Here is an 11359-nt window from a genome sequence, read left to right on the forward strand (position 1 = left end):
GCAAAATAAGGCCAGCGACAGACCGCGAACAGACGATGGCAGCGGCGGCAACACGCTGACGCGCAAGGCGGCCGATTTCGGCTATCATGCGCGCCACGCCGCCCCTCCCCTTTTCCATGAATATAGCCTGCAAGCGCCCGTGATAGCGATAACAAGACCCCTGCAACGCCTTGCCCGCCGCCTGTACCGTCTCAGCCTGGTGCCCCTGTTCGCGCTCATCCTGCTGCTGGCGCTGTGGGCGGCCGTCTTTTACCAGGTGGGCCAGGAACGGGCCAGCGCCGTGCGCGACGCCGTGGCCGTCAGCCAGTCGCTGGCGCGGACCCTGGCCGACCATACCAGTTTCACCCTGCGCCAGACGGATCACGCCACGCAATTGTTCAAGCTCAAATACGAGGAAACGGACGGCGGCCTGCGCCTCAACGAATTCACGCGCCGCCAGGGCTTGCTCGACAGCGTGCTGCCGTCGAAGCTGGCATTGCCGATCGCCCTCGTCGATGCGCAGGGCAATGTGCTCGACAGCGCCAACGCCTACCTGCCGGAAAACCTGGCCGGCCAGGCATTTTTCAGGGCGCTGGCCGCGAATGCGTCCGACACGGCCCTGGTCGACACGCCCCTGCTCGACGTGGGCGGCAAGCACTGGACCATCCGCCTGGCGCGCCGCCTGAACGATGCGCAAGGCCGCTTTGCCGGCGCCATCGTCATCCTCGTCGACCCCACATATTTTGTCGACGACTACGACCGCCTGAACCTCGATGAACAGGGCGCGCTGATGCTGGTGGCGCGCGACAGCGGCCTGACGGCGGGGCGCATCGGCGAACAACTGATCCTCAGCGACCGCATCGACTTCCGCATGCCGGGACCGCCGCAGCACGCCGCCGAAGAACTGCTGATCGAGCCGCCCGTCGACGCGACATCCCGCATCTACAGCTACCACGAGCTGCCGCGCTACCCGCTGCTGGCCGTGGTGGGCGTGAGCCGCGCCGTCGCCCTGGCGCGCTTCGAACACCGCCGCCTGATATATGTCGGCGCGCTGCTCGCCGCCAGCGTGCTCATTGCCGGCTTTACAACCCTGCTGATGCGCCAGAGCGCGCGCCTGCGCCGCAGCATCCGCCAGGCCACGGAAACGCAAGCCTTGCTGCGCGCGGCGCACCAGGGCAGCCTCGATGCCGTGCTGCTGCTGAAAGCCTGGCGTGCCGCGCCGGGCAAGCCGGTGGAAGACTTCACCTTTGCCGACATCAACGAGCGCGCCGCCGACATGCTGGGCAAGCCGCGCTCCGAACTGCTGGGCCAGCGCGTGCTGTCGCTGATACCGCTGCTGCGCGGCGAGCGTTTCTTCAAGCGCTTCGTGCTGGTGATGGAAACGGGCCAGCCGCTGGAAGATGAATTCGAGCTGCCGCTGGCCTCGGGCGGCACGCGCTGGCTGCGCCACCAGGTCGTGCCGATCGCCGACGGCGTGGCCGTCACCTCGCGCGACATCAGCGCGCGCAAGCACGACGAACTGGCGCTGCAGGACAACCGCAGCTTCCTGCAGTCGCTGATCGACCATTTGCCCGTGCTGGTCTACGTAAAAAGCGCGCGCCCGGAAAATTTCGGCCAGATGGAAGTGTGGAACAAGGCGGCCGAGGACATCACCGGCCACCTGGCCGCCGACGTCATCGGCAAGACCGATTGCCAGGCCTTCCCGCCCGACTTCGGCCTGCACGACGCCGAGGACGACCGCGCCATCCTGGCCGAGCGGGGCGTCATCGACCATACGGAAAAACCGCTGCGCCTGGCTGACGGCAGCCTGCGCTACCTGCGCGCCGTCTCCGTACCCGTGTTCGACGAGCGCCAGCAGATCGAACATATCCTGTGCATCGCCGAGGATATCTCGCAGCGCCGCCAGCAGGAACTGGAACTGCGCCAGAAACAGGCCGAACTGGCCGCCGTCAACGACGCTTCCCCGCTCGGCCTGGTGCGCCTGGACCGCCAGCGCCGCTGCACCTACGTCAACCGCACCTTCGAATCGATCACGGGCTTGCCGCGCGCGGCCGCCCTGGGCGCCGGCTGGACCAGCGCCCTGCACCCGGACGACTATCCGCTGATGCACGTGGCGCTGGAACAGCTCACGCACAGCCATGCGCCGTTCCAGTCCACCCTGCGCTGCCTGCACCGCGGCGGCAGGCTGGTATGGGTCTCCGTCAAAATTGCCCCCATCCTCATCGACGGCCGGATCGAAGGCTACGTGGGCAGCCTGGACGACATCACCATCCTGCGCGAATCGGAAGTGGCGCTGCTGGAAAGCGAAGCGCGCCTGCGCACCATCGCCGACACCCTGCCGGCCATGATCGCCTACATCGACGCCGACCAGGTCTACCGCTTCCTGAACATCGCCTATGAGCGCGAATTCGGCCTGACGGGTCGGCAAGCGCTGGGCAAGAGCGTGCGCGACACGGTGGGCGAGGCGCGCTACCGCACGGTGGCGCCGTACATCGAAAGAGTGCTGGCGGGCGAAACCCTGAGCTTCGAGGAAGAAGACGACAAGGAAGGCATCGAGCGCTGCCTGGAAGTGATCTACATCCCGCAGATCGGCGAAGACAAGCTGCAGGTGGTGGGCTTTCACGTGATGCGCCAGGATATCACCGTGCAAAAGCGCGAAAAACAGCGCCTGCTGAAACTGGCCCAGGTCGACGCGCTGACGGGTTTGTCGAACCGCGCCGGCTTCCAGCAAAAACTCAGCGACGCCATGCACGCGAGCCGCCAGCATCAGCACCTGATGGCCGTCATGTACATGGATATCGACCGTTTCAAGCCCGTCAACGACACACACGGCCACGGCACCGGCGACGCGCTGCTGCGCGCCTTCGCCCAGCGCCTGACGCAAACCATGCGCGTCACCGACATCGTCGCCCGCCTGGGCGGCGACGAATTCACCATCATCATGGAACAGATCACCCGGCCCGAGGACGCGGCCGTGCTGGCGGAAAAAATCGTCGCCGCCATGCAGCAGCCGTTCGAACTCGATGGCATCACCGTGCGCATTTCCGCCAGCATCGGCCTGGCTTTCTACCGCGACGAAGACATCCCCCCTGCCGTGCTGCTGCAGCGGGCCGACGTGCTGCTGTACAAGGCCAAGCAGGATGGCCGGAATACCTATCGCGCCGGGATGCTGACGACTTGATTTAGCCGCTGGCGCATGGCGCGGGTCTGACCCCTATCATTCCTGCTATATTGGCGCCTGTCTTCCCTACCCTTGGCTCACCATGCGCCTGCTGCACACTTCCGACTGGCATCTGGGCCAGACCCTGCACAATTACGAGCGGGGCTACGAGCACCAGCGCTTCCTCGACTGGCTGCTCGACACGCTCGTGGCCGAAATGGTCGACGTGCTGCTTGTCGCCGGCGACGTGTTCGACAACGCCAACCCGTCGGCCGCCTCGCAAAAGCAGCTGTACGTCTTCCTGCAGCAGGCGCGCGCGCGCCTGCCAGCGCTGCAGCTGGTCGTCGTCGCCGGCAACCACGATTCGGCGGGACGGCTCGAAGCGCCCGGCCCCCTGCTGGCAGCGCACGGCACGCACGTGATCGGCCATCTGCTGCGCGACGAAGATGGCCAGATCGACCTGGAGCGCCTGCTGCTGCCTTTGACGGGCGCCGATGGGCAAGTGCAAGCCTGGTGCCTGGCCGTGCCCTTCCTGCGTCCCGGCGACGTGCCGAAACTGCCGGCCGGCGATACCCAGGACGCCTACCTGGGCGGCATCGCCCTGCTGTACCGCCAGTTGGCGGACCTGGCGCTGGCGCGCCGCCAGCCGGGCCAAGCCATCGTTGCCATGGGCCATTGCCACATGGTGGGCGGCGAAATGTCGAACGATTCCGAGCGCCGCATCGTCATCGGCGGTACGGAAATGCTGCCGTCGGGGATTTTTGACGCCGCCATCGCGTATGCGGCGCTGGGCCATCTGCACAAGGCGCAGGCCGTGGGCGGCCAGGAGCATATCCGCTATTGCGGCAGCCCGATTCCCCTGTCGTTCGCCGAAGTCAATTATCGCCATCAGGTGCTGTGTCTCGACATCGACGGCGAACAGTTGAAGGACGTGCGCACCATCGAGGTGCCGCGCGCCGTGCCCCTCTTGCGCGTGCCCGCCACGCCGGCGCCGATAGACGAGGTGCTGGCGCAGCTGGCCGCCCTCGACGTGCCCGCCGCCGCACCCGAAGCGCAGCCCTTCCTGGAAGTGCGCGTGCGCCTCGATGCGCCGGAACCGGGCCTGCGCACGCGCATCGAAACGGCGCTCGACGGCAAGCACGTGCGCCTGGCGAAGATCGAAACGTCGAGCGCCGCGCGCAGCAGCGCGCCCGAGAACATGACGCTGGACCAATTGAGCCAGCTGCAGCCCGACGACATCTTCCGCCGCCTGTACCTGCAAAAATACGGCTGGCCCGCGCCGCCCGAACAACTGTCGGCCCTGGCCGAACTGCTGCTGCCCGGCGCCTGAGCGCACCTGAAGAACCATGAAAATACTGAAAATCAGCGGCAAGAACCTGGCCTCGCTGGCCGGCGAATTTGAAGTCGACTTCCAGCAGGAACCGCTGGCATCAAGCGGCCTGTTTGCCATCACCGGCCCCACGGGCGCGGGCAAGAGCACCCTGCTCGACGCCCTTTGCCTGGCCCTGTACGACGCCACGCCGCGCTTGCTGAAGGTGCTGGGCCGGGGCAGCGCCCTGCCCGACGTGGGCAAGGAAACCGTCAACGCCCAGGATACGCGCACCTTGCTGCGCCGCGGCACGCCGGACGGTTACGCGCAAGTGGACTTCGTCGGCAACGACGGTGCCAGCTATCGCGCGCGCTGGAGCGTGCGCCGCTCGCGTACCCGGGCCGAAGGGGCATTGCAGGCGACCGCCATGAGCTTGCACCAGCTGCCAGCGCTGCAGCCCATCGGCGGCACCAAGACGGAAGTCAAGGAAGAGATCGAAAAGCGCATCGGCCTGTCGTTCGACCAGTTCACGCGCGCCGTACTGCTGGCGCAAAACGAGTTTTCCACCTTCCTCAAGACGGAAGACAATGAACGGGGCGAGTTGCTGGAAACCCTGACGGGCAGCAGCATCTATACCGACATTTCCATGCGCGCCTTCGAGCGGGCGAAAAAGGAAAAGCAGGTCCTCGAACGCCTGGGCGAAAAACTGGCCGACCAGCGGCCCCTGTCGCCGGAAGAGCGGGCCGAGACCGAGGCGCTATGCGGCGCTGCCGACACCACCCTGCACACCATCGACTTGCGCAAGGCGGTGCTGGAACTGCAGCAGCGCTGGCACCAGGAGACGCACAAGCTGCAAAGCCAGATAGCGGCGGCGCAAGAGACGCTCGATGGCGCGGATGCCGAACGCACCGCGGCCGAAGCGCGCCGCGCGGCGCTGGCGCAGTGGGAATTGCTGCAGCCGGCGCGTCCCCTCATCGACGACGTGGCGCGCCTGGCAAACGACATCGCCGGCACCGGCACCGCGCTGGAAGCGTCGCGCGCGCAGGCGGCACAAGCCGTGACCAGCGAAACGCAGCTGACCGCCAGCGTGCAGCTGGCGACGGCGGCCTTGCAGGCCAGGGAAACGGCGCAGCGCGACGCGGCGCCCCGGCTCGATCAAGCCAAGGCGCTCGATGCCGGCATTGCGGCACACTTGCCTGCCCACCGCCAGGCGCAGGATGGCGCACTGGCGGCGGACCAGGCCAACGAAACGGCGCGCGCCACCTTGCACGAGCTGCAGCAGCACCAGCACGCCATGCAGGCGGAGCAGGAAACGGGCCGCCTGTGGCTGGCGTCGCACCAGCACTGGCAAGCGCTGGCCGCGTCATGGCAACTGTCGGACCAGTTGTTCGCCCAGGCCGGCCAGGCGGCCGCGCAAGCCGATGCTGCCGACGCCAGGGCGGCCGACGCGGCGCAGCTGGTGCGCGCGGCATGCGCCGCGGGCCAGGAGGCACAGGCCGCGTTGACGGCGGCCGCCGCCACGCTCGCCGCGCACGATGCGCAGCGGCGCGAGGCGCAGTGCGCCGTGCAAGCCATCGATGGACAGCTGCTGCAGCAACAGCGCGGCCAGCTGGAAGAGCATGCGCGCCAGTTGAATGCGGCGGAAAAGACGTGGACAGAACTGGCGCGCAAGCAGCAGGAGCTGGCGCACGGACAAGCGAGGGCGGCGCAACTGGCGCAGGCCGCGCAAACGGAAACGACGGCGCTGGCGGCGCTGGCGGCACAAACGGCGCTGCTGGAAGCGGGCCTGGCGCAGGCGGAAAAATCCTTGAGAAGGGCGGAAGCGGCATGCGCGGCCAGCGTGGAGCAACTGCGCGCCACCTTGCAGGACGAGCAGCCCTGCCCCGTGTGCGGCGCGCTGGAACACCCGTACACCCACGCCGACGACGCCCTGCAGGCGATGCTGGCCAGCTTGCAGGATGAGGTACTGGCTTGCCGCGCGCAGGCGCGCAGCAATCTGGAGCGGCTGGCCACGCACAAGGCGGCGCTGGCAGCGACCGCGCGCGAACAGGCGCAGACGGATGCGGAACTGGCCGTCCTGCCGCCCGCCATCGACAGCTTGAACGCGCAATGGCAGCCGCATGCGGACACCCTGCAACTGCCGCCGGCAAACCAGCGCGCGGACTGGTTCGCGCAGCAGCTGACGGCCAATGCGGCAGCCCTGCAAGCGCTGGCGCAGCAGGAGGCGGCGCTGCGCCAGGCCGGCGCGCGGCGCGAGCAGGCGCAGGCCGCGCACGAACTAGCCGGCGCCGAACACGCGCGCTGCACTAGCGCCGTCGCCGAAACGCAGACGCGTCTGGCGCAATTGCAGGCACAGCAGGCGGCCAGTCTGGACAAGGCGGAAACGTCGCGCGGCGCGCTTGGCGGCTTGCTGGCGCAGCTCGATGCCGCGTTTGCCGACGTGGAAGGCGCCGAAGGCTGGAAAGACAACTGGCGCGCCGGCCCCGCCGCCTTCCGCGCGGCGCGCGAAACGGAAAGCCGGCAATGGCTGAAACAGCAGGCGGACCAGGACCAGCGCGGCCACGCGCTGGCGACCCTGGCCGCGCAGCTGGAAGCGGCGCAGCTGGCGGCCGGCAAGGCACGGCAAGCGGCGCAGGAATCCCACGCCGCCTTTGCCGCAGCCGACAAACAACTCACGGCACTGCAAGCGGAGCGCAACGCGCTGTGGCAGGGCCAGAGCGTGGCCGAGGTGGAACGCAGCCTCGCGGCGGCCATCGCGCAGGCCAAAGACCAGCTGGCGCAGCAGCAGGCGGCGGCCCAAGCGGCCAGCGCGCAGTGCACGCGCCTCGACGAAGCGTGCGCGCAGCTGGCGCAGCGCCTGGCCGCCCTGAGCGAACAGGAGCACGGCGCCACCGTCGCCCTGCACGACTGGCTGCAGCAGTTCCGGCAGCGTCACTCCGGCCACGCGCCCGCCACGCTCGACGAGCTGCGCGCGCGCTTGGCCATCTCCATGGACGCCATGCGCGCCGAGCGCGACGCCCTGCAAGTGATCGCCGACCGCCACACGGCGGCCGTTTCCGTGCTGGCAGAGCGCCGGCAGCAGCTGGCCGCGCACGTGCAGCAGCCGCCGGAAGCGCTGGAAATGGACGAGGCCGTGTTGCAGACGGCGCTCGACGCGCTTGGCGCCGAACGCCAGGCAGCCAACCAGGAAGCGACGCGGCTGCGCCTGGCCATCGCGCAGGACGACGCGCGGCGCCACAGCGCGCAAGCGATGCTGGCGCAAATCGAGGCGCAAGCCGTCATCGAGCGGCGCTGGGCCAGCCTGAATGAATTGATCGGCTCGGCCGACGGCAAGAAATTCCGCAACTACGCGCAGCAATTCACGCTGGAAGTGCTGCTCGGCTATGCCAACGCGCACCTGAACCACCTGGCGCGCCGCTACCAGCTCGAACGCATCGACAACCCGAACAACCCGTCGCTGGGCCTGATGGTGCGCGACCAGGACATGGGCGGTGAGCTGCGCTCCGTGCATTCGCTGTCGGGCGGCGAATCGTTCCTCGTTTCGCTGGCCCTGGCGCTGGGCCTGGCCTCGCTATCCTCGAACCGGGTGCGCGTGGAATCGCTGTTCATCGACGAGGGCTTTGGCAGCCTGGACACGGAAACCCTGCGCGTGGCCATGGATGCGCTCGACGGCTTGCAAGCGATGGGCCGCAAGGTGGGCGTCATCTCGCACGTGCAGGAAATGACGGAGCGCATCGCCACCCGCATCCTCGTGCAGCCTGGGTCCGGCGGCAAGAGCGTGGTGACGGTGCGCTAAAGCAAGGGCGTCAGCGCGCCAGCGGTTCGCGTCCCAGCCTGAGCAGATCCCAGCCCAGTTCGCGGCGGATCTGCTCGGGGTCGGGCGGGGGCCGGCGCTGTTCCAGCTCCGCTTTCAACCATTTTCTCACCAGCTCCTTGGCGGGCTGTACAGGCTTTTCCTTGTCACGCTTGTCCATGGTGCTACCTCTTCAATGGCGGTCAGACGACCTCCTATATACGTTCAACGTCACGGCGCGGATTCAGTTGACGTGCGCGTGGCGCAGATGCAACAACGTGTAACCATGGCCGGAGTGCGTTAAAATCGCCGCCTTCGCGTAGACAAACTCTACGCCCCGCAACAGTTCAAGGAACCCCATGAAAGCCGCCCGCAGCCTCACCTTCAAGTGCGTAAAATGTCACAAATCCATGCAGGTTTACCTGCAAAAAGTCTCCGCCTGCTCGCATATCCAGCCGTATCAGGGCATTTGCGCATGCGGCGAACTCAAGCGTCACGCCACGGGCCAGGCCGATGCCGTCAAGTCCTACCTGGAATCGGCAGACGGTAGCTGGTCGCACCACCACTAATGGTTAAAGAATGGGGCGATATTGCCGTTAATTCGCCTATCTTCCCCATTTGAACCGACCATGTCCCAGCTCCCCGCCCTCCTTTCCGGCTCGCGCCAGCCCGCCGCCAATCCCCTGGCAGGACAGGCGCCGCCAAAAGCAGGCGCTGGCGCGTCCGGCCTGGCCGCTTCGCCCCTGATGCAGCGCACGGCGCAAGACGTGGTGGCGCTGTCGAAAAATGGCCTGGACCTGTCTGCCAAGGGATTGTCGCAACGGACCGATGCGCTGGGCAACGCGACCGTCGACGTGGCGCAGGATTTTCTCTCCACCATGACGCGCCAGCTGTTCGGCGACGGCGCCACGGTTGCCTTCGATTCCGTCGACCTGCAGGCCGGTTCCAGCTTCAGCAGTGGCAGCGCCAGCGTCTCGGGCGCCAACGGCAGCAGCCGCGCGGCCGCCTTCAGCCTCGATGAAAACGCGCATTTCCTCGGCAAGGGCAAGATCACGACGGCCGATGGCCAGACCTTCGACTTCGAAGTGGAAGTGCAATATCAATCGAACATCAGCGCGGGCGTCCTTGAGCAAACGCAAGAAGCCGACGAAGAAGCCAGCTCCGCCGACGACGCCAGCCTGCCCGCCAGGGAGTTGCCCGCCACGCACTTCGGCGGCAATCTGCACGACCTGTTCAAGCTGCTGGGCCAGCAATTGCAAAGCAATCTCTATCAGGGCACGTCCGATGGCGCCAGCGCCAGCGGCAAGGATGGCGACCTGGCGGGCAGCCTGAGCTTGCGTTTGCTCAAGCTGGTGCAGCCGGAGCATGCCACCGAGACCGCAAAAGTCGACAGGCAAGCCGTGGCAACCACGCCGGAAGAGCAGGCGCGCGCCCGTGCGCTGGCACTCGCCTATGGCACGGACACGGCAAACAGCACGGCCGGCGACGTATAATGGAAGACGGCCTGCGCAGGCGACCATGCCGCGCGCCCCCTTCTATCGATTGAATCCCATGTCCGACACTTCTTCACCTACCGTTCATCCGCAGATCCACTGGAGCGAAAACGGCGCCGAGCATTCGGCCCGCTGGCGCTCGGAAAGCGGCATGCCGCCGCCCAAGCGCGTCGTCATCGCCGACGACCGCACGACGGCCGACCAGGCTTACCGCCTGGCCTGCGAAGGCACGGCCATGCTGTGGCGCGGCGACTTCCAGAACGCGCGCCAGCTGCTGCAGGCGCTGGCGCGGCGCGCCGACCACAAGAACGACAAGCCAAGCAAGAAGGCCAAGGCCGCCAAGCTGGCCAAGCCGGAACCATCCGCCACGGAAGCCTTCCACTTGCACCGCCAGGCCCAGTCACAGCGCGCCCGTACCCTGGCCATGCTGCTGCTGCCTTTCGACGCCGACTACACGATCCCGCTGCGCCGCGCGCCGGACGTGAAACTGACTTGCAATGAAGCGTATGGCCGCGGCGAAGAGCCGTTCGTCGCCTCCTTGCGCGAGTTGCTGGGCCTGATCGGCGCGCACGAATGGCGCCGCACGGGCGTGGAACTGCCGGCCCTGGGCCAACGCATCCATCCGCATTACGGCGTGTTCGCGCCCATCCGCGGCGAGTACGTGGGCCTGGTGGCGGAAGCGCCGCTGCCCACGCGCGCCAAGCTGGCCTTCGATATCGGCACGGGCACGGGCGTGCTGGCCGCCGTGCTGGCGCAGCGCGGCATCGAACGCATCGTCGCCACCGACCAGGACCCGCGCGCCCTGTCCTGCGCGCGCGAGAACCTGGCCCGCCTCGATTTGCAGGGCAAGGTCGACGTCGTGCAGGCCGACCTGTTCCCCGCCGGCCGCGCGCCGCTGGTCGTGTGCAATCCGCCCTGGCTGCCGGCCCGTCCAAGTTCGCCGATCGAATACGCCGTCTACGATCCGGACAGCCGCATGCTGCGCGGTTTCCTCGCCGGCCTGGCCGACCACCTGGAGCCAAGCGGCGAAGGCTGGCTGATTTTATCCGACCTGGCCGAGCACCTGGGCTTGCGCCCGCGCGCGCAATTGCTCGAATGGATAGCGCAAGCGGGCTTGAAAGTCGTCGACCGCCTGGACGTGAAACCCACGCACCCGCGCGCACAGGATGCGACGGACAGCCTGCACGCGGCCCGCTCGCAGGAAGTCACGTCGCTGTGGCGCCTGGCGGCGGCATAATCGAGGGTCTGAAACCCGGCCATTGCGCATTGCAGCAAACCCCGCTATAATTCGCCTGCGGGGTGGAGCAGTCTGGCAGCTCGTCGGGCTCATAACCCGAAGGTCACAGGTTCAAATCCTGTCCCCGCAACCAATATTTGAAAGCCGCTGATTCTTGCAAAGGGACCAGCGGCTTTTTCCATTGCGGCACGGTATGCCAATGCCCCCCATGCAAGCCAAATGCCCCCGGTTGCGCTCCGCTCTTTCGCAATGCAACAAACTCGGTTATAATTCGCCTGCGGGGTGGAGCAGTCTGGCAGCTCGTCGGGCTCATAACCCGAAGGTCACAGGTTCAAATCCTGTCCCCGCAACCAATATTTGAAAACCGCTGATTCCTGCAAGGGATTCA

At 67.2% G+C, this 11359-nt stretch carries 7 protein-coding genes and 2 tRNA genes; 8 read left to right on the forward strand and 1 reads right to left on the reverse strand.

What is annotated here, in order from left to right; genetic code table 11:
* The first annotated feature begins 139 nt into the window (after window positions 1-139).
* The 3 genes from O0879_RS09140 (at window position 140) to O0879_RS09150 (ending at window position 8244) form a co-directional block, all read left to right on the forward strand.
* A complete protein-coding gene (locus tag O0879_RS09140; protein ID WP_289916050.1) occupies window positions 140-3160 on the forward strand; it encodes a PAS domain-containing protein in 3021 nt (1006 codons plus the stop codon).
* Window positions 3161-3242: 82 nt separating this feature from the next.
* A complete protein-coding gene (locus tag O0879_RS09145; protein ID WP_289916051.1) occupies window positions 3243-4469 on the forward strand; it encodes an exonuclease SbcCD subunit D C-terminal domain-containing protein in 1227 nt (408 codons plus the stop codon).
* Between the two features lie 16 nt (window positions 4470-4485).
* Window positions 4486-8244, forward strand: coding sequence for an AAA family ATPase (locus tag O0879_RS09150; protein ID WP_289916052.1), 3759 nt, complete (start codon window positions 4486-4488; stop codon window positions 8242-8244).
* Window positions 8245-8254: 10 nt separating this feature from the next.
* On the opposite strand, the gene O0879_RS09155 is transcribed toward O0879_RS09150, so the two are convergent.
* A complete protein-coding gene (locus O0879_RS09155) occupies window positions 8255-8422 on the reverse strand; it encodes a hypothetical protein (protein ID WP_171984974.1) in 168 nt (55 codons plus the stop codon).
* A gap of 178 nt (window positions 8423-8600) precedes the next feature.
* Between O0879_RS09155 and O0879_RS09160 the strand changes: the two genes are divergently transcribed.
* The 5 genes from O0879_RS09160 to O0879_RS09180 all read left to right on the forward strand — a co-directional run bounded on the left by O0879_RS09160 (window position 8601) and on the right by O0879_RS09180 (window position 11324).
* Complete coding sequence (locus O0879_RS09160; protein ID WP_034755039.1) at window positions 8601-8810, forward strand: hypothetical protein; 210 nt, start codon at window positions 8601-8603, stop codon at window positions 8808-8810.
* A 60-nt stretch (window positions 8811-8870) separates the two neighbouring features.
* Window positions 8871-9734, forward strand: a complete 864-nt coding sequence (locus tag O0879_RS09165; protein WP_289916054.1) for a hypothetical protein — start codon at window positions 8871-8873, stop codon at window positions 9732-9734.
* 58 nt (window positions 9735-9792) lie between these two features.
* Window positions 9793-10971, forward strand: coding sequence for a class I SAM-dependent methyltransferase (locus tag O0879_RS09170; RefSeq protein ID WP_289916055.1), 1179 nt, complete (start codon window positions 9793-9795; stop codon window positions 10969-10971).
* Window positions 10972-11027: 56 nt separating this feature from the next.
* Window positions 11028-11104 (forward strand) — tRNA-Met (locus tag O0879_RS09175).
* A 143-nt stretch (window positions 11105-11247) separates the two neighbouring features.
* Window positions 11248-11324 (forward strand) — tRNA-Met (locus O0879_RS09180).
* The last annotated feature ends 35 nt before the right edge of the window (window positions 11325-11359 follow it).

The sequence above is a fragment of the Janthinobacterium sp. SUN120 genome (assembly GCF_030397735.1).
GTDB lineage: Bacteria > Pseudomonadota > Gammaproteobacteria > Burkholderiales > Burkholderiaceae_D > Janthinobacterium > Janthinobacterium kumbetense.

Coding starts and splice junctions, on each gene's coding strand:
- O0879_RS09160 (WP_034755039.1), top strand. CDS start 8,601: ATGAAAGCCGCCCGCAGCCTCACCTTCAAGTGCGTAAAATGTCACAAA.
- O0879_RS09165 (WP_289916054.1), top strand. CDS start 8,871: ATGTCCCAGCTCCCCGCCCTCCTTTCCGGCTCGCGCCAGCCCGCCGCC.
- O0879_RS09170 (WP_289916055.1), top strand. CDS start 9,793: ATGTCCGACACTTCTTCACCTACCGTTCATCCGCAGATCCACTGGAGC.
- O0879_RS09145 (WP_289916051.1), top strand. CDS start 3,243: ATGCGCCTGCTGCACACTTCCGACTGGCATCTGGGCCAGACCCTGCAC.
- O0879_RS09155 (WP_171984974.1), bottom strand. CDS start 8,422: ATGGACAAGCGTGACAAGGAAAAGCCTGTACAGCCCGCCAAGGAGCTG.
- O0879_RS09150 (WP_289916052.1), top strand. CDS start 4,486: ATGAAAATACTGAAAATCAGCGGCAAGAACCTGGCCTCGCTGGCCGGC.